Annotated in this window: 14 protein-coding genes; 4 read left to right on the top strand and 10 right to left on the bottom strand. The window is 65.0% G+C overall.

Annotation, left to right across the window (positions count from 1 at the left end; genetic code table 11):
- Positions 1-54: 54 nt before the first annotated feature.
- The 8 genes from AC4BGC_RS03870 to AC4BGC_RS03835 all read right to left on the bottom strand — a co-directional run bounded on the left by AC4BGC_RS03870 (position 55) and on the right by AC4BGC_RS03835 (position 10,265).
- A complete protein-coding gene (locus AC4BGC_RS03870) occupies positions 55-1,737 on the bottom strand; it encodes an NERD domain-containing protein (protein WP_490554410.1) in 1,683 nt (560 codons plus the stop codon).
- Complete coding sequence (locus AC4BGC_RS03865) at positions 1,734-2,678, bottom strand: TY-Chap domain-containing protein (RefSeq protein WP_490554409.1); 945 nt, start codon at positions 2,676-2,678, stop codon at positions 1,734-1,736. The genes AC4BGC_RS03870 and AC4BGC_RS03865 overlap by 4 nt, the downstream gene beginning before the upstream one ends.
- Before the next feature lie 67 nt (positions 2,679-2,745).
- On the bottom strand, positions 2,746-3,486 hold the full coding sequence (locus AC4BGC_RS03860; RefSeq protein WP_490554408.1) for a hypothetical protein: 741 nt from the start codon (positions 3,484-3,486) through the stop codon (positions 2,746-2,748).
- Positions 3,483-5,444, bottom strand: coding sequence for a PGN_0703 family putative restriction endonuclease (locus AC4BGC_RS03855; RefSeq protein WP_490554407.1), 1,962 nt, complete (start codon positions 5,442-5,444; stop codon positions 3,483-3,485). Before AC4BGC_RS03855 ends, AC4BGC_RS03860 begins: the two co-directional genes overlap by 4 nt.
- A 208-nt stretch (positions 5,445-5,652) precedes the next feature.
- On the bottom strand, positions 5,653-5,997 hold the full coding sequence (locus tag AC4BGC_RS03850) for a hypothetical protein (protein WP_490554405.1): 345 nt from the start codon (positions 5,995-5,997) through the stop codon (positions 5,653-5,655).
- A 171-nt stretch (positions 5,998-6,168) separates the two neighbouring features.
- A complete protein-coding gene (locus tag AC4BGC_RS03845) occupies positions 6,169-7,626 on the bottom strand; it encodes an ADP-ribosylglycohydrolase family protein (protein WP_490554404.1) in 1,458 nt (485 codons plus the stop codon).
- Positions 7,623-8,924, bottom strand: a complete 1,302-nt coding sequence (locus AC4BGC_RS03840) for a vWA domain-containing protein (protein ID WP_490554402.1) — start codon at positions 8,922-8,924, stop codon at positions 7,623-7,625. The genes AC4BGC_RS03845 and AC4BGC_RS03840 overlap by 4 nt, the downstream gene beginning before the upstream one ends.
- 150 nt (positions 8,925-9,074) lie before the next feature.
- On the bottom strand, positions 9,075-10,265 hold the full coding sequence (locus AC4BGC_RS03835; protein ID WP_490554401.1) for a PGN_0703 family putative restriction endonuclease: 1,191 nt from the start codon (positions 10,263-10,265) through the stop codon (positions 9,075-9,077).
- 897 nt (positions 10,266-11,162) lie between these two features.
- Between AC4BGC_RS03835 and AC4BGC_RS03830 the strand changes: the two genes are divergently transcribed.
- Positions 11,163-12,041 carry a WYL domain-containing protein gene (locus AC4BGC_RS03830; RefSeq protein ID WP_490554400.1) on the top strand — a complete coding sequence of 293 codons (879 nt, stop codon included), beginning with the start codon at positions 11,163-11,165 and terminating at the stop codon, positions 12,039-12,041.
- Entirely contained in the window at positions 12,041-13,033 is a 993-nt protein-coding gene (locus AC4BGC_RS03825) for a helix-turn-helix transcriptional regulator (RefSeq protein ID WP_490554398.1), read from the top strand. Before AC4BGC_RS03830 ends, AC4BGC_RS03825 begins: the two co-directional genes overlap by 1 nt.
- Positions 13,034-13,081: 48 nt before the next feature.
- Here the strand turns inward: AC4BGC_RS03825 and AC4BGC_RS03820 are convergent, their stop codons facing one another.
- Together AC4BGC_RS03820 and AC4BGC_RS03815 are read right to left on the bottom strand one after the other, a co-directional pair.
- Complete coding sequence (locus AC4BGC_RS03820) at positions 13,082-14,035, bottom strand: hypothetical protein (protein ID WP_490554397.1); 954 nt, start codon at positions 14,033-14,035, stop codon at positions 13,082-13,084.
- Positions 14,032-17,553 carry a TM0106 family RecB-like putative nuclease gene (locus AC4BGC_RS03815; RefSeq protein WP_490554396.1) on the bottom strand — a complete coding sequence of 1,174 codons (3,522 nt, stop codon included), beginning with the start codon at positions 17,551-17,553 and terminating at the stop codon, positions 14,032-14,034. Before AC4BGC_RS03815 ends, AC4BGC_RS03820 begins: the two co-directional genes overlap by 4 nt.
- Before the next feature lie 294 nt (positions 17,554-17,847).
- Here AC4BGC_RS03815 and AC4BGC_RS03810 point away from each other — a divergent pair, with 294 nt between their 5' ends.
- Positions 17,848-21,333: an AAA family ATPase gene (locus tag AC4BGC_RS03810; protein WP_490554395.1), complete on the top strand. Its 3,486-nt coding sequence runs from the start codon at positions 17,848-17,850 to the stop codon at positions 21,331-21,333.
- Positions 21,333-22,580 carry an McrC family protein gene (locus tag AC4BGC_RS03805; RefSeq protein WP_490554394.1) on the top strand — a complete coding sequence of 416 codons (1,248 nt, stop codon included), beginning with the start codon at positions 21,333-21,335 and terminating at the stop codon, positions 22,578-22,580. The genes AC4BGC_RS03810 and AC4BGC_RS03805 overlap by 1 nt, the downstream gene beginning before the upstream one ends.
- Positions 22,581-23,032: the final 452 nt, after the last annotated feature.

Below are 23,032 nucleotides of genomic sequence, written 5' to 3'. Positions count from 1 at the left end.
TGGTCCCCTGCTCGCCACACCAGTCACACGCCCAGCGGACGATCCGCTCGCGGCTCACAGAGGGATCCCCAACCGCCCCGCGACCACATCGCCGGCGTACTCCCGGATCATCTCCGCCTCCCCAACGACGATCAGGTGGTCAGTGGCCCGCGACATGCCGACGTACAGCTTCTCCTTGGCGCGTTCCTCGCGGGTGCCCTCGTTGAGGCAGAGCACCACCGCGGGACGTTCGAGGCCCTTGCAGCCGAGCACGTGGCCGTAGAAGACCTCGTCCTCGTCCCAGTAGCTGCGCCAGTAGCCGCGGTGACCCAGGCGGTCGGTCTCCTCCACCTGGACGTAGTGTCGGTGACCCGTGGTCAACAGGGCGACGTTGCCGGGGAACCAGCCGATGTCGAGCAGCAGGCCCACTGCTTCGTCGGCGACGTCGATCGCCTTGTCGGCCGACGCAGGGATGAAGTGCACCTCGGCGCCCTCGCCTCCGCGCGAGGTCATCCGGGTCGGGGCGAGCGGGCCGAACGTGGAGTGGATCTGCCGGGTGTTGCGCAGGTTGTGGTCGAGCACGAGCGGGACGAGCGGCACCGGTGGCTGTCCGAAGCGAGCGAAGATGCGCTGGTTCTCGTCGGAGTAGACGTAGAGCCCGCCGGTCTCCTCGTCCTTCATCGCTCGCAGCAGCGGGGTCCACCAGTTGTCCGCGAAGTCCTGGGCCTCGTCTACGATGAAAGAGTCGAAGCGGTGCCCGGGCGGCAGCTCGGCAGCGAGCTCGGCCATCTGGGCGGGGAGCTCATGCTCCCAGAAGTCGCTGTCCTCGCGGGTGCCGCTGGGTGCTCCCCAAAGCGTGCCGAGCTCCTCGTAGGTGCCGACGAACGCGGGCCGGTGGTTGCGAGGCCACTGCTCCACCGCGCGCTTGAGGTACTCCGCGAGCCCGATCGAGTAGCAGAGCAGGGCGATCCGCTGCGCCGGTCGCTCGGGGCGCCCCCGGGTGAGCTCTCGCGCCTGCGCCAGGGCCAGCACGGTTTTGCCCGACCCGGCACCACCGCGCACCTCGACCCGCGGGAGGAGTCGGGTGACCTGGAGCAGCATCGCCTGCTCGGAGGTCAGCCGGTCGGCGTGGCTTTGCCGTTCAGCTGCCTCGGCGTTCCGGTCGTACCCCGTGAACCCACGCCCCTTGAGGATCTCGCTGATCAGCTCCACGTCGTCATGGGTCGGCGCGCGCTTGCCCTGCCCTGCGCGACGAGCGTTGTCCTCGACCCGCTGTCCGAGGGTCGCGAGGTCGTCTCGATCGTGCAGCGACCACCGGGGGCAGTCCGGGGCAGCGAAGTCGTCGGGAAAGGCGGAGTACGGCGTGACCACCGCGTGCGCCCACACCACCCGTTGCCGATTCCATCGGGGATCCGCCTCGACGTAGTCGCGCACGGCGTACTTGACCCGCATCGCCTGGTGGACCGGATCGATCCGCCGCTGCCCGCTGCCCTGCTGCCACCAGATCGGCTCGTCCGTCACCACGTCACGGTCCCGGGCGCCGAACCAGACCGAGCCGCCCTTGACCTCGACCACCACGACTCCGACCCCGGGGAGGAGCACGATGATGTCCGCCTCGTGGTCGAGCGTCTCGTCGACGATCCGCAGCCCGGAGACCAGGATCGCGTCGCCGGGGAGCTGGTCGCGCAGGGTCGCCCAGACCAGCCGCTCAGCCTCGTTGGCAAAGGTCGGATCGAGTGCAGGTACGCGCGCGGTCACGAGGACTCCTCTCGGTCGGTGGAGCTGCGGGAGGTTCGATCGAACCAGAGCTTCCCGCCGACTCTTGTTGCGGCGTCGTCGGCCAGGTCGTCGAGCTGCTCGATCACCTCGTCGAGAGTCCACAGCAGCTGTGGTCCGAAAAAGGGCGCAGCCGGCAGGTCGTAGGACGCCGTGATGACGCCATCGGCGAGCACGAACTTCAAGAAGTCCTGGCGCTGGTTGAGGATGCCGATCTCGATCCGTGCCTGGCGGACGTCGCGCACCGAGCGCACCACGAAGCTGAAGATCCTGATGATGGGCTTCTCGTCGTGGACGCGCACCCAGATCGGCACCGTGCCGCCGGTGATCGGGAAGTCGCCGTCGTCGTCCTTGACCATGGTCTTCCCGTAGACCCGGGTCAGCGCCTCGTGGACCATCTCGGCGAGGTCACTGGGGTTGTCCGGAACACCCATCACCGGCCTGGGGTCGTCCTCGGCCGACTGCCCGTCGACCACTGAGTCGTCGGCGGGCGCATCACTGTCGTCAGCGTCGGGCCCCAGCCGGTCGCTGACCAGGAAGTCCGGGTGCAGTACGCCGAAGACCTGCCGGAAGGCGGCGGTCACCATCGTGAGCACCACGTCGACCTCGTTGCGGGCGAGGTCGTACCACCAGTTCGGCGACTCGACGTCGGCCGGCTGCCGCCAGCCGAGCGCGGTCAGCGCGTTCTCCTGGTCGACGTCCATCCGGTACTGCTGGTCGAGCACCTCGTTGCTCGAGACCTCCGCGCGGATCCGGTCGCCGTACCCCGCGAACTGGACGTAGGGAAACGCCCCCGTCTCCTCGGTCTCACCCTCCAGGTCGATCGAGAAGCTGCCGTCCCCGATCACGGCCAGCGCCTGACGCACCCGCGCCTCGAACTGACCCCATGAGGCCTGGACCTCGTTGTCGAACCTTGTGCTCATCTCGACCCCCGTTCTGTAAGTCACAGTACGAAGGACCCCCGACACTTCGCCGTTGGCAGGGATCGGCTCACGCCCGGATCCTGGGCCAGTTGGTGGCGAGGTCGGCCCTCAGTTCGACGGCTGGTGGGAGCGACTCGACACGGGACAAGCGCAGCCCAAGCTCGTAGTCGACCCGGAAGGTGAGGCGCGTCCCCGAGGCCACGAGCCACAGCCAGGAAGCACGCGAGGCCCACAGCTGGTGCGCCAGCTTCCAGGCTTCCCGACGGGCTCCTTGGGGACCGCCCCGAGCCACGGAGAGAGGTTTGCCGGGGTCCGTCTCGAAGCCGGGCAGCAGATCTTCCAGTCCCTCGATCTGGTGGGACTCCGTCTTCGCCTCCCCGAGCACGACGATGGAACCTGCGGCATCAACGACCGCGAGGTCCAGGTTCATCTCGGAGTCCGGCGTCTCGAACCGAATCGCCTCCACGGGGTACCCGAGATCCTGAACGAGCTCGACGTAAGCCGCCATATGGGGGAGGTACTCCCAGCAGAGGTGGGCGGGATCACCCTCCACGAGCCACGCCGTGTGCTGGTGCGGGTCGTGGGTCCGCAGGTAGTTGCCGTCGAACGCGATCAAGCCTGCCTCCAGCCCCTTCACCACCAGCGCAGCATCGGTCTCATGAAGTCTCAGAGCGGCGTGAGTCGCCTTGATCGGCCCTAGCTGTCGACCCAGGAACGTTGCGCACCGTTCCATGTGCTCGAGGTAGATCCGAGAGAAAGTGCCCTCAGGTGGCCATCCGCGAGAGTCATAGGCCTCGGTGATGGTCATGTCGCGGAGGGGCCGTAGCGGTCGACGTACTCCCCCGAGGTGACGGCGGGATCGAGGAACACGACCGGGTCGAGCTTGTGGAACCGGTCGGGGCGGACGAGAAGCGAGGACCACACAGAGTCGACATCGTCACCGCGGGAACGCAGGGCAGGTGCGACGTACGACCGCTGGTAGGCCAAGTTGTCCGGCGAGAGCACATGGACGACGCGAGCTGCGTCGGCGTCAAGTTCGGGGTCAATCTCCAGCTGCCACGCGAGCAACTGTTGACGGACCAGTTGGTAAAGAGGCTCGTGGAACAGATCAGCCAGCTCGACTCCGCTCGCAGCGATCGGAGCATCCGGAGCGCGAACCAGGTCGCCGTAGCGTCGACTCCGCTCCTTGAGCTTGCGTTCCGCATCTCGCCCGGCCGAGGGATACACCTCGGTGAACTTCCACTCCACCAGGGCCAGCTCGTTGACTCCTGCACCGGTGCGGTAGGCAAAGGCGGCGTCCACGCTGGTCGATTGCGCACCCCGCGTGCGCTTCCCGTGCCTGGCCTCGTTCAGGTAGTCCTTGGGGCCTAGGAACTCGAAGGTCAGGAACCGACCTGCCTCCGCGTCGTCAATCTCACCGAAGTCCCGCACCTCTCCGATGTCCAGGACACCGCCGAAGGCTCGTTTGATGCGAGCCGGGTCACGGACCATCTGACCCAGCGCGTTGACACACTGCACCTGCGACGACCGCAGGTGGGGCGACGGGTTCCGGCCGGCCCCCTGGTGCCAGGGAATACCGAGCTCCTCGAAGAGTGCCAACGCTTCTTCACGGACCTCGGGGAGGAGGTTGTGCGTGGCGTACTTCTTGGGGAGCAGATAAGGCGCACCCTCATCCGCCCTTGCTGCCTCTGGCAGCGTTGAGGAGCGATGCTTCCAGGCGACACCGCGGTTGTTGTTCTGGACGGCGTACGACGTCGTCACTGCTCGAGGTCTGCCAGAAGGAAGACGCGACTCGTCGAGGGGGATCAGCTCGCCCAGTAGTGACACCTCAAAGATCTCGATCTCCGGTGCCCCCAGGCTCGAAAGCTTGAGCGCATCCCTGACCTCGATCATTCGACGGATCGACTCAGGTGAGGCGCCGCGCTGCACTGCCACTACGGGAACCACAGTTGGCCGAGCCGGGAGGTCGAACGCCCATGCGGGGGCCAGACCCAGCGCACGTCGTTGAGCAGCCATCTCGGTGAGGACCTCTCTCGCCTGAACCGAGTCCTCGTCGATCCATCGCTGAAGCACCCGCGCGTACATCAAGGCTTGCGCCGGGACCCACGTGATGGAACCACCCTTGAGTGGCTTGACCTCGACAGCCAGCACGCGACCCTGCTCGTCCAGAGCCAGGGCATCGCACTCCGAACCCAACGACTTGGGTTGGCCAGTGAAGTTGAAGTCGGCAGCCGTCAGAGCTTCCAGGATGGGGATGCTGCACGCATCGAGGATCTTCTTCTTCGTGTCCTTGTCACCGAAGCTGGGTGTGACTTCGCGGTCAAGCACCAATCTTGACCGGGTTCGAAAGGAACCGACAGCCGCTTGCACGGCTCCCTCCGTCCGACCGTGCGACTCGGTGGCGGTGGGGATCACTCGCTCCAGGTAGAGATCCACCTCGGGCCACAGATCGAACCACTCGTCGACCGAGTGCGGCGTCGACCAGGCGTCGTTGAACTGGCCCGCCTTACGGTGGGCCTGGTGTGCATCGAGCCGGATCTGACCGTTGGGAGCAGACTTCACGTGCAGGACGGCAGTAAGCCCTGTGTAGAGCGTCATGTGCTGGGCGCCCGACTTCACATCGCGTCTAGGACGCAGATCGAGGGGGAAGAGACCCGCCTTGACGTAGGCCGCTAGTCCGGCGGCAAAGCCCTCGGGTTGGAAATGGGCGAGGAACCCCGGCGACAAGCGGCGGTCGTACCTGATGTCGAAGTCATTCTTTGTCACGCGAATCGCGACCTTTCCGAGATCGGGTGGCCGTCAGCGGCCGGTGCCGCTTGGTCTGGTCTCGGCGTCCCTGGTCGGCTCACCGACACCAGATTGCACCGGGAACACGCGCAACCGCTGGCTTATTGCCTAATTGCCGCCCAGGTCGAGCAAGATCGGGGCTCCTCGCACTTCTACTTGCGTCAGTGCCGCAGAGCACAGCGCATTCCTACTCGCATCGATCGCATATTCCGCCGAGTTTCTCGGTGTAGTGCTCAGGGCACAACTCCCGCTGCGCAGCGTAGGCCTTCGCTGCCTGAGCCCCGCCCTCGAAGCGGGGGCCGACCTCGCTTTTCTCGAGCGCCTCTCGGAACAAAGCCACGGTCTGCTCCATGACTTCCGGCTGCTCGAGAACCTGAGCAGTCACCCGCAGCGTTCCGGTGTAGCTATTGTTGGCGTGCAATTTCCAGCCGGTCGAGAGCGCAACCTGCTTTGCTCTCTCCGGCGAGAGGCGAAGGTCGACAAAGGACTTGTTGACGTAGCCCGCTATGGCGCCATTGGTCGCTGGCCGCACACCGACGTAGGTTGGCGTGTCATGTTCCGCAGTCAGTGATGCGTGGTTCGAGACTGTGCTTACCAAGCGCCGCAGAGCGGGAGCAGGACCCACCCGCTGGAAGGCTGGCTCGAGGTCCCGGGGCAGGGGTGCCGACACATCCGGTCCACTATCTCCGCTACTGGTCACGCTTCACTCCACTCCGAAGTCGGCACCGGCCGCGTCCCAGACAACACCCTTGCCCCGTGTAGTCGCCAGAGCTCGTTTCACGTCGCGGCGCGCCTGGTGAGCATCGACACCCAGCAGCCGCGAATAAGCCACCGCGACACTCGGAGTGCGCTGGTGGGCAGCTACGCAGTGCAGCAGCACGGTGTGCCCCTCGGCCCTCAGCCCGCGAACGGCATCGGCCGCGTCGTAGAGCGCGAACGCGAGATTGGGGTTCGCCTCCGGGTCTTCGCTGTCCATCAGCCGCGACTCGACGATCACCCGAGCATCCCCGAAGCACGACTGACGGCGGCCGACCCTGCACATCGATACCACCGCGGTGGCGTCGTGCCGGGTCGTGCGGTGGGTGCCGAGAAGTACGCCGGGGTCTTCCGGGTGGGCCACCACGCTGGAGCTGGCGCGCTCGTCGTAGTGCACGTCGTCCACCAGGGGCCAGCCCTTCGGGTCCGGCACGCCGGCGTGGGTGAGCAGATAGGCGGCGGAGACCAGGTCACGACCGTCGCGTCCGGGCCAGCCATGAACTGCCCGACGCCAGCGCCACGGGACAGCGCTCGCTCCCCAGCGTGCTCCCAGCAGCCCGCCTGCGATCGCGGCCACGGTGTCGGTGTCGTCGCCGATCCGCACCGCGGCGTGCAACGCGTGCTGCAGATGGTGACAGTCGAAGGAGCCGCGCGACGGTTCCTCCGCAGGCACGGGCGTCGACGAGATCGCTGCGAGTGCCGCCTGCAGCGCCGAGACCGTGAACCCATTGGGGTTGAACCGAGACGCAGGCCCCTCGAGCGCTTCGTCCAGCCACGTTCGCCACTGTTCGCGGCGACCCGCGGGGACCAGGTTCAGGCCCTGGTGGACGTCGATGCGTCCCTCGAGGACCGCCAGCCGGATCGCCTCGGACCACAGGACGCACGAGTCGCCCGCGAGCGGGTCGCCGTGCGTCAGTTGTGCCTGGCGCCGCGCCAGCTCGGCGCAGGCGTTTCGGTCATTGAGGTGCGCCAGGGCGACCGGCGAGGTGCGCATCAGCGCACCGTTTCCCCCCGACAAGCGGTGCTGCGATGCGTAGACGGCAGCCTCCTCGGTCATCACCCTGGCCGAACCCGACTCTCCCCGCTGGAGCGCTCGCCGGGTCGAGGCGAGGACGGCACTGGTCTGGATGCCGATGTCGGCCGGCCCGTCGTCGTACCAGCGCAGGAACCCGTCGGCCACCGCGTCCAGGTCACGCAAGATGCCGTCCGCGACCGCGACCGCCATGGACGTGTCGTCGCTCCACTCCCCCGGCTCGAAGTCGCCGAGGCCACCACCCGTCATCTCGGCGAGCTCGCCCGAGTCGGGAGGCCGAGCGAACTCGTAAGGCACCCCGATCGCATCGCCACACGCCTGCCCCAGCAGCACGCCCGCTGCTCGGTCGCTCTGCGCCGTGGTCAGTCTCACGCGTCCCCGCCGTCCTGGGGACGACGGCGCCCCCGCTTGTAGCGCGACTGGTAGAAGGAGTCGCGGGTCACCTTCGACATGTACGCCGCGTCGTGCGTGTCCAGGTCTGCTACGAACGTGCCAACGTCGTCGAGCTCTGCCTGCAGGTCGGCCATGACCTCCTCGGGCGCGTCTGCCCCAGCCTCGGTCAGCTTGGCCCTGGCCGAGTCGAGCCGCTCGGTGGCCGTCTTGCGGTCCCCTCGCTCGAGCGCCTCGGAGGCAGCCTTCTTGTCGTCCTGCGCCTCCTGGAACAGGACCTCGGTGCGAACCTTGGGATCGGGGACGCGACCCGCCGCCTGCTCACCAGGGACGACGTTGACCGTGATCGGCAACGTGACCACCTGCTCGACCAGCCGAGGAAGCTCGACGTAGCGCAGCTCCAACTCGGCCACTTGGGCCAGCCCGAGCCCGGCCATGGCGGGCACCTTCAGCTTGAGCAGCAGCTTTCGCTGCTCACCTGCGTAGAGGTCGCCGATCTCCAGCATGACCACGCCAGGGGCGAGCTGGTGCCCGGGCAGGTCGTTGTAGACCCGCAGCATCTCCACCGACTCTCCAAACTTGACCGTCAGCGTCGCCGCCTGCACGGTCTTGGACAGCAGGCCGGTGGCCTCGGCTGCGATGGCGGCACCAGCCTGGTCAGCTCCTTCGGCGAACACGTGGTTCCCGGCTCCGGAACGGGCTAGTGCGGCGAGCAGCGTCTCGTCGTACCCGAGCCCAAGTCCGAGCGTCGAGGTCACCACCCCGTGCGCCCGCCCCTGCGCCGCGATCCCCGCCAACGCATCGGTGTCGCGGACCCCCTCATTGGTGTGCCCGTCCGAGACGATCAGCAACGTCGCCCCCGAGCGGTCCGGGGTGGTTGAGCCTGTCGAAACCACCCGGCGCACCTCCTGCAGACCGCGGAGCAGCCCTGCGCCCAGGTCCGTCATTCCACCCGGCCGCACGTGCCGCAGCTGGGCGACGATGACGTCCTTGTCCAGGACGGGCCCGGCGGGCACCGCGACCTCGGCGGTGTCGTCGAACACGACGACGCCGAAGTTGTCGCGGGCGTCGAGCCGCGAGACCAGAGCCTCCAGCGCCTTGATCGCGGAAGGCAAGAGGTTCTGCATCGACCCGCTGCGGTCCAGCACCACTTGGAAGGTGGCCGGCGCGCGGTCCTCCTCGGCAGGCAGCGCAGGCGCCTCCAGGTCGAGAAGTACGACGACCTCGTCGGTCGTCTCGTGCGCCACGACGTTGACGTCGAGCTGTGCGGAGAACTTCATGTCTTCCCCCGTTCTGCGGCCTCGGCCGCGTTCTGCTGGTGATGGTGTTCGGCCCTACCGGCGTCCGTTAAGAACTGCCGGGGAGACATGACAGACCGTACGAAGAGCCCCCGACACAACGTGGGGTGACGATCCTGGGCTTCGGAGCCCCTACTCCTCGTCAAGCTCACAGGCGAGCTGGCGCAGCTCCGTGAGCCGGAAGGGATAGTCGAGACCCGTGCCCTCGCGTCCCACGATGAGCTCAACGCGGTGCGAGTGCGCAGTCACGGCGCCATCGATGTCCGCCTCGCTGTACAGCGAGTTCTCGATCTCGGAAGACAGGTCAATGGAGGACCCCGGTTCGAGGCCAAGAGCCGCGATCAGAGCCTGCTCGTCGTGGATGACGTCGTCGGCGTAGCGGAGGCAGTACTCCCGCGAGGTGACCTCAGGGGCGAGGAACGCCTCGGGATCGAGGTGGGTGAACCGGTCACCCGCTCGGAGCAATCGGGACCAAACGGCATCGACCGTGTCGCCGAGCTCGCGGTGTTCTGCACGCGGCAAGGACTGCTGGTACTCCACGTTCGCAGGCGGCAGCACGTGGATGATCCGGACCCGGCCCGCACCTTCGGCACCGGCCTTCTCGAGCTCGTGGGCCAGCAGCTGCTGGCGCACGAGCTGGTAGAACGGTTCGTCCAGCAGCAGCTCGAACGGGAGCACGTCGTGACGCACCGGACCGGCAGGATCCTCGACAAACGAGGCGTAACGCCGAGCCCTGGTCGCGTCCTGACGAGCATCGCGGGGCCGAGGAGAGTAGGTCTCGGTGTACTTCCACTCCACCAGCACCAGCTCGACCACTCCGTCGAGTGACTCGTGGAGGAATGCCGCGTCCACGCTCGTGCACTTCGCGCCACGCGTCCGAGTCACACCTGGAGCCTCGCCGAAGAAGTCCGTCGGCCCGATGTACTCGAAGGTGAGGTGCCGCCCGGGCTCGATCTCGAGCACGCGACCGATCTGCAGCACCTCACCGAAGGCCCGTCGGATCCTGTCCGGATCCTTGACCATCGCGGTCAGTGCGTTGACGCACTGCACCTGGGACGAAAGCAGGTGGTTGCCAGGCCCGTCTCCGACGCCGGCGTGCCACGGGATACCGAGCTCGCGGAAGAGATCGAGCGCCCCTTGCCGCACCTCGGGCAGGAGCGAAAGCGGGGCGTGCTCAGCAGGGAGGCAGAAGTCGTACTCCGCACGGCCGGGCAGGCCGTCCTTGCCGACGTACGGGGCGGGCGTCCGGGCAGCTCCCGGAAGGGTGCGCGTGGTGCTCTTCCAGGCGGCGGCCTGGGTCTTCTGCTCGAGTGAGTACGTCATGGATTCAATGTAAGAAGAACCCCCGACACAACGTTTTCCACCTAAAGCGCTCATGTGTCGTGGTCGCCATCGGGGGCGACCTCAAGCCGGTGTGGCGTGACCGCCTGCGCCAAGTCGCGGACCGACTTCGCTCGGAAGGGCACCTCGTGGACTACCGCAGCGTCAACCTGGTGGGACGCATAGACCCGCTAGACCTCGACTGACTAGTCGCACCCACACGTGCCGTTGCGCGATCGCTCCATGGTGCATGTGGAACAGGTTTCGCCCCAAGCCCTCTCCGTGGGGGTTCCGCCCCCACCGCCCGAGGCTACGAACCCCGGTAGTGGGACGAACTCTCCAGGCGCCGGTACGACGTATCCCTTTGCCCACCCAGGCGACACCCCGGCCTCCGAGCCCGAGCGCGATGTAGGAACGGCTGTTCGGAAGCCAGTCTGGTCCCAGTCGACGCCGCGCAGGTGGGACCGGATCAGTCCCAGGGTGTCGACATGACTGCCGAATGCCCGCATTGCCGCCTCGAGCGATGTGAAGTATGTCCGCCCCTGACCAGACACCTCCTTCTCGCACCAGTGGCACAGCTGCATCGTGGCGCGGTCAGCATCCCTGGCCTCGCGCGACTCATGGCCGAGCAGGTGCGGACACGGACCGATGTGCAGTCGCAGTCCGCCCTCCGTGCGGCAGCACCTGCCCGGACAACTCGCCCTGATCCGGGCCCTTCATCGCCTGGCTGGCGTCCGTGCTTTCCACCGACATCGCCATCACATCCATCTCTGTTCTCGTGACAGCACGAATGATGTGACACACCCCCGACACAACTCCGCAAGGTGAGAAACGCCTGCGGCTGAGGCAAAGAAGGACGAGACTCGGGTAATGCCCGGCGGACGCAACCAACGAGGACCGATGGAGCGTCTGGTCAGGCTCGTATCGGTCCTGAGCCACGCCGGACGCGCTGGAGTGCCAGCGAGCACTCTGCTCGAGGCGGCCGCCTTCCCCGGTGAAGGCGACCCCATCACTCAGCTCAACAAGGACCTCAACCACTTGCGTGCCCAAGGGTGGGAGATTTCAAATGTTTCTCCGCCTGGCGAGGCAGCCCATTTCCGGATGACAGGAGTCGACAATCGGTTGCGCGTCAAGCTGAGCCCCGGCCAGCAAGCAGCGCTGCGTCGCGCTGTTCTGGTCGCTGACCGTGCCGACCTGGTCGAACGTCTCGGCCTCCCACCGAACGACAAGCCCGAAGAGGTGCCGACCCTGATGGGGGCGCCCCTACCGACCGAGGCTCTGTCGATTGCGGTTGACGCCGTACGGCGCGGCCGCTTGCTGCACTTCGAATACAAGGGGAAGTCGCGTGTAGTGCATCCGCAATCGTTGCGGGTGCAGAGCACGACCTGGTACCTCCGCGGTTGCGAGGACGGGGATGACGCGATCAAGGCGTTCGTGGTCTCCCGGATGCAGCATGTGTGCGCGGATGCCCCCGAATCCGCCAAGCGACCCCCAGTGGCTCCACACCAGTCGATCCATCCAATGGCCTGGGAGATCGACCCACCCGTTGAGGTCACCCTCCGAGCACCGGACGAGCACGTGCACGACGTCCGGCGGTGGCTCGGCACGCCCCAGGATGAGCGTCCTGAAGCGGGGACGACCGAGCTCGTCTACCGCGTAACCAACCGATCAGCCCTGCGTAGTCGCATCTACCTGTTGGGACGCCGGGTGAGCGTAATCAGCCCCGACGAGGTCCGAGACGAGCTCATCGCCGAGCTCGCCCGGATGGCTGGTGAGTGATGCCCCCCGTCGCAAAGTACGCCCAGCGCATCGGCCGACTCCCAGTCGTTCTCGAGCACCTGGCTGCACACCCTGAAGGCCTCACCCTTGGTGATCTGTCAGCACGCTTCGAGGTGCCGGCGGAGGAGCTGAGGGAGGACCTCTTGGCCTACTACACCGCCGACGTGGGTGTTCTGCTGCTTGGCCTCTCCCGCCCCGACGTCATCGAGTTCCTCGGACCTGACGGCCGCTCCGCCGACCCTGGGAGCGCGGATGTCGTGCGCGTGATCGACGAGCGACCCGGCGAAGAACTGGGCGTGGAGTACGTCGACCCGAGCGAGCTGGCCCTCGTCTACGCCGCTGCGCGCGCACTGCTCGACCTCGAGCCGGACAACACGGAACTCGCCGAGGCAGTCGAAGTCCTCACCGAGACGATGTTCGGCGAGCCCCAACCTGTGTCCGCCCCAGGGAGTTGGAACGAACCGCTGCCTGCCTTCCGTCGCGCCGTGGACAACCACCTCAGGGTCGACATCGTCTACTCCCGCGCCTGGCAGCAGGGCGTCACAGAGCGGACCATCGAGCCCTACCGACTTCTCCAGACCCGACGGGGCTGGGAGGTGGACGCCGGCCCACCCGATGCCGACGGACGCCTGCGGACCTACCTGCTCCCGAACGTCCGCGAGTACAACGTCCGCGACGAGGACTTCACTCCCCCGGAGGCCCTCGAGCCCATGCTCGAGCAACAACGGGCCACGGAGACGGTGCGCGTGCAGATCCCACACGCCGCCCTGTGGGCCGCAGACTTCTTCGCAGAACAGGTCAGCATCGTTGACGACGACGTGGCCACTGCCACCCTCGATCTCGATCTGCTGCCTCCAGTCGGTCAGCGGGTGGGGTTGTTGCTGCTCGCCGCGGGGGACGTCGCGCGGGTGATAAAGCCCTCGGGGCTGATCACGGCGGGACCAGCGCTCGCTACGGAACTGCTCATGCACCACCGATCCACGCCTTCTTGACGGAGACCTGTGCCGTCGCTACCTAGGGGCGACTTCGCCGATCAGTAGTCACGGGGCAGTGAGAGCAGCCCGCTGCAGCGCAGCACTAATGTCAATCGCTCCCGCGTGCTGCATCGTCGGTCCGTTCATCATGAGGCGCCATCCTCTGACGTGGTTATTCCACGTCCAGCGCTCCTCCACGGCCGATAGGGGCAGCAGCACCCCCGAGATCACCGCGAAGTCGATGTCGGAGAGGAGCACGAGTGCTGCGTGCTCGAAATCTCTGCTCCGAAAGACGCTGGCCTGACGCTGGCCGACTCGTTCAGGACTCGAAAGCACTCGCGCCTTCACTTGAACACGACCGTATTCTTCCGACTTCACGTCATAGGACTTCATCGAGTTCGTCGCTAACTGCAACCCTCCCAGCGCTCGGGCGGTCAGCCATTCCGCATAGTCGCCCACGGGTGGGTTGTTCGTCCGAAGGACTTTGCGACGACGCAATTCCGCGGTAATAGAGCCTTGCAAAGTGAATAGGTCTGCCACCGGCACCGTGCTCAGATTGCTCGAGGCGACCTGCTCCGGCCGCTCGCCCGAGTGCGAGCGATCGGCGCTCTCTACGCTCGAGGTCCCAATCTCAGGTCCAGCGATTGTGCCACGCGGCGAATCGCTGTCGGCGAGCATCACCGGCTCCGTCAGCGCCTCACGCGCATAGAGGTAGAAGCCCGGGATCGGCTGCTGGTCCTTGCCGATGAGGATGCGGTTGACGAGTCCCTGCTGATTTGCCACCACCGAGAAGACTGGTCGGTCGAACTCGAGTGCGATCAGGTAGGCCGCAACGCCTTCGCGGGTCGTGTCGCCGCTGAGTCCGCACTCCACCCCTGCGATCGGGACGCGGATGTAGTCCTTCTTGAAGGCGAGGTCGCCCGCCACTGTCTTGCTGGGTGACGTGCCGAGCCAAGCCATGAGCAGTGCGTTGAACTCAATGAGGTCGGCGCAGACGTGCCCCGGTTCGATGTGATTCATGCGTCCTCCTTCTCGCGTGTGCACAGGCCTACGAAGGCGCCCAGCTCCAGCAAGTCCTCCGGCGTCTTGGGCACGTGCGCCGTCAATCCACTCCCGCGAATCAGTAACGCGAGCCACTGAGCTCGCGAAACCGCGACGTTCACCCGGTGACGGTCGAGCAGAAAACCCATGCCGCGCGGCACGTCTGAGGCGGATGATGCCGTCATGGAGACAAGAACCACTGGAGCCTGCTGACCCTGGAACTTGTCGACAGTGCCGACCCGCACGGTCCCCAGGCCGGCCGACGCGAGTCGCTCACCGATGAGTTGACGCTGCGCGTTGTAGGGCGCGACGACCAGGAAGTCGTTCTCGGTCAAGGGGCGAGCTCCCGGCTGGTCGTCCGGATCATGCCAAACAGTTCCAATCAACGAACCTACTCGACGTACAACTTCATCCGCTTCTTCCGGACTCGAGACGCTGTTTCCCTCATGATCCAAACGAACGACCTCAAGGCCGGGTGCTACGCCTGCGAGGTTGCGTGCGGAAGCAACTGGCGCCGAACGCAATTCGTTGTTGTAGGACAGCCTGGAAACAGGGGCGCACACGTCGGGATGCATGCGGTAGGAGGTTTCAAGGAAATAGCCACGGTCCCGCGGCATGGTGGGGTGGCCATCGATCACCCAGCTCAACGCCGAGTCGTTCACTGGCTCACCATGGATGCCCTGGCTCACTTGGGGCAACTGCTGAGGATCGCCGAGAAGTAATAGTCGCTGCGCTGCGACTGACACTGCGAGAGTGGCTGCCATTGAGAACTGGCCGGCCTCGTCAATCACGAGCAGATCAAGCCCATCAGGTGCCACAGCTGAGTTGGTCATGTTCCATGCCGTGCCACCGAAAACGAACCCAGACTCGGCGCGCTCCGCGGCGAATGTTGGGTACTTCCTGATGTTCCCCTTGCCGAAGGTGACCCACGCACCATGCGTGCGGTTCTCGACCTTGGCAACCAGATCAGGGGAAAGACCTGCCTTGATCACGGCATCGAGCATGTTCTCAACCACCGCATGCGACTGTCCGACCACTCCGATCTTCCAGCCGTGCCTCTGCACGAGATCAGCAATGACGTGAGATCCGACATAGGTCTTGCCTGTGCCAGGTGGACCCTGCACCGCGAGATAGGAACGGTCCAGGTCAAGCAGGGTGGCCGCGAGATCTGCTTGCGGGCTCCCCGTATGAACGAGCCCATCCCCGCTGACAGTCCGTGGCGCACGCTTCAGGAGCACATCAATGCCGGATTGCTGGGGCAAGGCATCATCGCCGTCCGACCTCTGCGCGAGCAACTTGATCGCAGCTGCAATTCCAGCCGTGGGCACCGGCCTTCCGGGTACGAACGCCATCGGCAACACAGTGTGGTCGGGCTGCCCCGTAATGTTCGATTCGATGACCTCGACGACCAGTCGCCCGTCCGTGAGCACCACCACGGATGCAATCTCGTGCTCCTTGGGCATCCATCCACGCACCCCATGAGCCGGGACAACAAGCGCACCGGGCCCGGGTACGTCGTACAGGAGCCAACCCTTCGACCCAGCCACAAGGGTTGTGCTTGCACTTGACCACCCGGTCAGTCGAAGGCGCCGTCTATTCAGTCGTTCCTTGCCGCTCCGGCCCCAGTCCACGACGACTTGGACGTCTCCCGGATCGTCCACAAAGACAACGTCCTTGGTGTCGGCCCACTCCCCAGGCTCATGCACCAACCGGTCAAAGTGCGCCCACCAGAAAGGTTTGTCCTCACGCTTGTAGTAGTCGAGCGCCGATTCCAACATGGCCCAGGCCTGCTCCTCCAAGGTGCGTTCGCCTCGTGGGGCACCCCCCACCCTGGCCAACAAGTTGGCGCGAAGTGCCGAGAACTCGGGGTCATCGACGGATGGCGTCGCTTCAGGTAGGTCGCCCTCCCCCTCGATATTCATACTCTCCACCGGATCGACCTGTCGAAGGAGCCAGTCACGGAGCTCGAGCGTGGAGACACAGTCTGTCGTGTTGTAGGCGATCAGGTTGTCGCGGTGCTCCTCGGCAGCGACGTTGTCGTGGCCAAGACACGCACGATAGGCGGCGTACTCCACGATGGAGACATCTCCGCCCATCACCTCGCCTACGCGCGCTGACATGTAGAGCGGCTCCAGCTTCTTGATGCTGTATGACGGCTGCGAAACTCGGACCGAGCCACGCACCGTGGCATAAAGATCAACGAAGACACCGTGACGCAGCATGTCGTCAAGCTCGTCCTCATGTGTCTTGTGCTCCGCGACCAGTCGCTTCAGAGCCGTGACCTCGTACGGCGCGTAGTGGTAGACATGCATGTCCGGGTGCTCGGTCCGAATTGCCGCCACTCGGTCGAGGAACTGGACCAGTGCAGCGCGCTCCTCATGGGGGCCGTCGGCCCATAGGTGCCAGAATTCAGCGTGGGATCCGTCCGGGTGCCTGGCCGGCTGGACTCCCCAGAGGTACTCGAGGCCCCAGCGGTCACTGCCGTCGATGTGAAACATCGGGTCGCCCTCGAAGTCGAAGAACAAGTCACCGGCTGACGGCGCAGGCAACGCAACAATCGGTTTCGGGTCAAACACCTCGCTGTAGACCTTGGGGTGGCCCGCGGCTTCGGCCTCCATCTGCCGCAACTGGATGGCTGCTTGCGCCCGGAGGTTGGTGAAAGTGCTTACGCTAAGGCCGGCGCACCCCGAGGCCGTGGCCAACTCAGCGACGGTCGTGATCCCGGCGGCTCGAAACTTCTCTCTCTGGGTCATCCGCATGTTCGCGACCAGTACGAGGTCGTGGTGCAGGACTGCTGCCGCGGCGCAGTCGGCGCACGAGCCGCAAACCAACATGTCGCCGGCGTACCAGTCGGTCGCTGCGGTCGCCTCGCTGTGACGGTGGATCAGGTCCCGAAGGCGTTCCCTGCGCTCGCGGAACACTGGGAGGATCTCGGCCAACGGGTAGGTCGTTGTGGCCCCGGTGCCCAGGATGATCTCAACCGTTGGCGCGACCTCCTCGCCCATCCCAATGATCTGGTCGGCGTATGCCGCGACCTGGAGTAGTGCAGCCACCTTTGCGGTACGTGCGATCTTGGTGTCCGCCACGATCCAGCCCTCGTCCGTGCGACGCAGGAAGTCGGCATACCCGTGGAACTCGCCATCAAAGAAGCCAGCCTGGAAAACGACGTCCGGCCGGTCATCCAGTGCCTCGAGCGTCCGCTTCGCCAGCAGCTCGAGCGAGTCGCGTGAGGCGTAGTCCGCCATCCCGAGACGTGTCACCCCTCCCGGCTTGCCCGGGGCGTGATTCCCCAGTTGCTGCTCCAACATTTCGAGGACACGGCCTTCGTGGGCCAGGCCAAGATCCGCGATCTGTCTCTGAAGCGGGTCATCGGGCGTCACCAATCTGCTGACCCGCTTGACTTTCTCGTCGAGCTTGCGCAGGAAGGCGTACTCGCACTCCGCAGCGGTGGTGAGGTCAGAGGCGCTCCACACAACCTGGTTGTCGAGGATCAGCATGTAGGGCTCCTGATGTGAAGAACTGCGGCAAAGGCAGTAGCGGATGTTGGCACGGGGGGTAACGCATTTCAGGCTCGTCGTCCGATCGCCGAGAACGTAAAGGCTCCCCCCGACATAACTAATGCGGACGTCGCTCGCACCCAGGTTGACTTCGATCAAGCGCTTCTTGGCGCACCGATGCGACCTTCGTATGTATTGTGCACGCCAGACATGCCACGGCCATTACACACCCCGCGAGCACGCGATTGCCGAAGCGGGCAGCGCGCAGCGCGCAGCGCGAGTATGAGGAGAGCGATGACTACCAATTGGCGTGATCTAGTGCTTACCGAGATACGGCGCAAATGGCAGCCGGGCCAGGTTTTTTCGAGGAGCGAATGGCTTCGCCACAGCTTGCCTGCTTTCGAGCGGGAATTTCCAAACAACAGTGCATTGGCGGAGTCGGCACAGAGGACTTTGCAGAATCTCAGGGACGAAGGGCGGGTCGAGTTCCTCGGCGACGGCGTCTACCGACTGACGGCGGTGGACAGCCCAGGCTTGGACCCATCGGTCGCAGGCGAGGACGGTGTCCGCCGCGGTTTGCTGACTCGCACTGCCTATGCCGTGTTGGCCGAAGCAGCCGAGCCGCTGCAGAGCAGCGAGGTGATGGCGGGCGTTCGAGCGCGACTTCAACTCACTCCCCGAGAGCTCAGCACCAATTCCAGTGGGCAGGAGCGCTGGCGCACAGCGACAAGTGCGGTCCTCTCGCGCTCCACGTTCGGCGGTTGGCTGTCGCGAGATGGCGTCGGCGCCTACTCGCTGACTCCAAGTGGAGTTGAAGCGCTCGACGAGCTGTCGGCGGAGGATCTGTGGCTCGAAGTGAATCGCCGCTACCAGGCATCCAAGCGTGACGAATCAAGAACGGTCGGCTGGGATCCGTTCATTCGCTGGGCCCGTGAACTAACCACGTTCATCGATCTCGACGCCGAGGAGCGCGACTACAAGATCAAAGCTGCTGAGAAGTGGGCCGTTGCCGGCGCAGCCTGCGCGAACCGCGGCCAGGACTGGTCCGAGCGTCTCAAACAGGCGTCCGGCGCGGGAAACCTCGTGGACTCGTTCGCCCAAACCTGGCTGCGGAACCGCATTCTCGATCATCCCGACGAGGTGCGCGCCGCGTTCGGGCAGTTGTACACCGCAGGCACCGTAGAAGCAGTCGAGGAGTTCGGCAAAGCGCTCGGTAGTTGGGGCGAGTACGTCAGCCCTGGCGATCGTACTGTCTTTGCCTCTTGCCTCCTGCTCGGTCGCGACGTTTCCTCGTTCGCTCCGTATAGACCCGCAATGGTTAAGACCTGGGCAGACCGGGTCGGCGAAGACCCGGGCACGACTCCGGGACAGCGCTACGCGGGCCTGCTCTCGCTGTGTGACGGACTGCTCGAGCGCTGGCCCGGTGAAGAACCGCATCTACGGGATCGTCTCGACGCCCAGGGCCTGGGTTGGGCCGTCCTCAAGTGGCCGCCCCCCGACAGGTGGCCACCGATAAAGCGTGCCGAGCTGCAGCAATGGCGCGAAGGGCGCACTGACGAGGTCCGTGTGGATCGCGGCGCTGGGATATGCCCCACGATGGAGGCGGCAGCGTGGCGTGTATTGGGCGCCGGGCTGCGAGGCGAAACCTCGGGCATCGTCGAAGGCGTCCAAAGCTGGTCGGTGGACAACGCTCAGGATCTCTCCGCTCGGTTAACTACCGGCGATAGCGGCCAGCGGTTCGCAGATCGACTAGCTCAGCAGCTCCACGGCGCCTCCGACGGCGTCCTATGTTTGGCCGCCGAGTTGCTCTACATCAGGGACGCGCCACTGCACGACATGAAGGCTGCGACAAAGGCCACCCGGCTTGGCGCCATCCTGACCTCGATGTCGGGGTCGCGGACCGTGCCTGAAGCGCAGCAGGCAGGACTCAGCGACGGCCACGCCTTCGCCGGTGGTCAGGGATACCACGCCCGTGCACCCGAACATCTTCAGTGGTTGTGCCGATTCGTCCTCCATTGGCTCGAGCAGTCCCCGGAGACTGTCAGCGAAGCACTGAGAGACCCCAATGCCTTTCGTGAAGTTACGACAAGCGTGCCAGGCGACTCGCCGTCGATCCGCTACGTCGTCGAGTATCTAGCGTGGCCCGGCATTTATCCGTCGATTGTGAGCGCTGCCCATCGCCGGAAAATTCGAGATGGCCTAATCTCGGATCTCGGGGTTTCCGCCGGAAACAAGGACGACGAAGTAACCCATGATCTCGTTGCTTTGCGCTCTCTCCACGAACGTAAGAAGAAGGGCTATGTCTCCTGGTACGACCCGCCATATGTCACCCGGTGGCGACCCGGTTCGTCTGCCGGTCCTCGCGCCTGGCTGGTCCGCTCTGACGCCCCCGAGGACGCAGTTCGGTGGCTCGGCAGCGGATGCGTCGATCTCCGTGACGAGGCCGGGCTTGCGTTGAATACCAGCCTTACTCTGTCTGAGATCTCGAGCCTGGTGGCGGAGGGCTATGCCCACCTCCCGCCCTCGCAGCGTGACGAACTGGCCTTCGCCCTGCACACGTTCGTTGCGGGAATCCAGGAGGGCGACATGGTCGTGGCCATGAACGAGGAGCAGCTCATCCTCGGGACCATCGATGATCCCGGGCCCTTGGACGAGCAACCGTCCTCGCTGTTGACCCGCCCGGTCCTCTGGTCCGACTCACGGACTCCACTGAATGAACTCTCAGCCAAACTCAGCGCTGCCTTAGAACAGGAAGGCCACGTCGTCGACTTGACGGCCGTCGTCCAAATGCTGTCTGAGCTGGTGGACGATGACACGGGCTCCCCCACTGACTCGCCCGTCGCTCCAAGGCCACCCGCGCGGGCGACGCTACCGTCCGTACCGCAGAGCCTGGCCGACGAACTGTACATGCCGCTAACGCCCCTGCAGGAGCTAGCCAACCTCCTCAACCAGCGACGACAGCTCGTTATTTACGGACCCCCGGGAACCGGCAAGACGTACGTCGCCAAGAAGCTCGCGGAACGCCTAGCCGGAGCCCAAGATCCCAGCCGCGTTCGGCTCGTCCAGTTTCACCCGTCGTACTCCTATGAGGACTTCTTTGAAGGCTTCCGACCAGTTGAGAAGAACGGCCAGGCGCACTTCGCCCTTCAGGACGGGCCACTCAAGTTGATGGCGGCGGAAGCAGCCAAGACCGAGAATCGGGAAAAAGCTTATGTGCTTATCATCGATGAGCTTAACCGTGCCAATTTAGCTAAAGTGTTCGGCGAGCTGTACTTCCTCTTGGAGTACCGTGAGGAGACGGTACGGCTCCAGTACCGACCAGACAAGCCGTTCAGCCTTCCCGACAATATGTTCATCATCGGCACAATGAACACGGCGGACCGCTCTATCGCCCTCGTCGATGCCGCCATCAGACGGCGGTTCCCCTTCTATGAGATGCACCCACAGCGGGAGCCGGTGAAAGGCGTCCTCGCTGAGTTCGCAAGGAGAAAGAATCTGACCGACGATCGCGTTGGGCTGCTTGAAGCATTGAACGCAGCAATGGGTCAGCGCGGCCATGACCTGCACATCGGCCCCTCGTACCTCATGCGAGACGGACTAGGTGCACCCGGAGCACTGGACCTGGTGTGGCGCTACGACATCCTCCCGCTGCTCCATGAGCACTTCTACGGCAGCAAGTCACCCGAGGCGATCGATCAGGAGTTCGGCCTAGCCTCGCTAAGGAAACGCATGCAGCAGCAAGGCGTGGCGAACGGAAGCCCGGACACCCCGGCGGCCTGATGGATTTCAGGCATGAGTCCCTGGACGAGCTCGACCTTGTCGGCATCGAGGTTCAGCTCGAGGCCGACAAGGCGGAACTGCTGGTGGAGTCGAAGCTTGTCGACGTTCGGCCCTTAGGTGCCCAGAGCTATCAGCTGCTGCCCAATGGACGTGTTGGAGCCGTGCGCTTCGATGACTTCCAAATCGAGGTGACCCCAAAGCACAAGCTGGGAGTGGCCCACCTGATGTTCCTCCTCGGCTACGCCAAGGACCCGGGGTTTCAGCCAGAGTTCGTCAAGGCCGAGAGATACGACGATCTGTGGCCCACGATGGCTCACTCGCTGGTGGCATCGGTCGAACGAGCGCTGACGCTGGGGATCCTGCAGGGATACAGAACCGAGCAGGAGGCGCTGCTGACGGTTCGGGGTCGCATTGCCTTCGAAGAACAGATACGCCGCCGGCCAGGCCAGGTAGTGCCGATCGAGGTGAGGTACGACGAGTTCAGCCCCGATATCACCGAGAACCAGATTCTCTTGGCTGCCATTCATCTCATGCTGGGCGTCCCGCGCCTGCAAATGGAGACGCGACGACGATTGCTGCATCTGGTCGCGCGCTTCACCGGAGTGAGCCGACTACCTCCCGGTACAGCAATGCCCCGTTGGCAGCCCAACCGGCTCAACGCCCGATACCACCCAGCCTTGGGGCTAGCGGAAATCCTTCTGCGCAACAGCTCTGCTCGCGTGACCGCAACCGGTGTCGAGATGTCGGCGTTCGTCGTCGTCATGTGGAAGGTCTTCGAGGACTTCATCACAACTGCCCTCAGCGAAGCACTTGCCAACCGTCCAGGATCCGTTCGTCCACAGCTGCCCGCCTTTCTAACGGGCGAAGGAGATTGGAGCCGCGGGATGAGCGGGAAGGCAGCCGATGACCCGCATGGCGACGTTGCCATGAACGTGGACCTTGTGCACCTCGACCAGCACGGCAATCCGAGCGTCGTCTTCGACGCGAAGTACAAACTCGCGTCGAGCACCGGCGAGTACGCCAACGCTGACCACTACCAAATGCTCGCGTACTGCACGGCATTGCGGGTCCCGGTCGCCTGGTTGATCTATGCGGGCGGCGGCAAGGACGTTCGACGGAAGATCAAGAACACGGAAGTCGACATCGTCGCCGCTCCGATCAACCTCAGGCAGTCACCTGAAGCAGTACTGGCACATGTCGCAGAGATCGCCCACCGGGCCATCGAGGGGACAGCAGCAACGGCCTAAGGCTACGACGTCCATCGACACACAGCATCGGCGCAAGAACCGCGGCGAGAGACCACCATCGCGGCGTGGCAAGCTGGCCTCTACCGAGCGCGGCCTGCTCGCACCCGCCACCTTCGACAACCGATCCTCCGGGGCCAAGCCAGATCTCCGCACGCGTGCGGCTCGAGAAACCATAAGGAGGCGTCAGGCGACGACGGACGCGGTACGAGTAGCGTGTTCCGACATGGGACGTCCCCGAGCCGAGCACGGCACCGAATCCAGGTACAGCGCGGGCTGTCGCTGCAATGACTGCAGGGCAGCTAATGCGCTAGCAGCACGACAATATCGCGAGCGATTGAAGCAGACCGGGTTCGCGGGGCAGAAGCACGCAAGGTATTCGACGTACGCCAACGGGTGCAGATGCCCTCAATGTCATGAGGCGTATAGGGACTACGCAAGCGGCCGGAGACAAG

This window comes from Nocardioides sp. Z38_18, from assembly GCF_058215695.1.
This window is presented reverse-complemented; position numbering and strand designations above follow the sequence as displayed.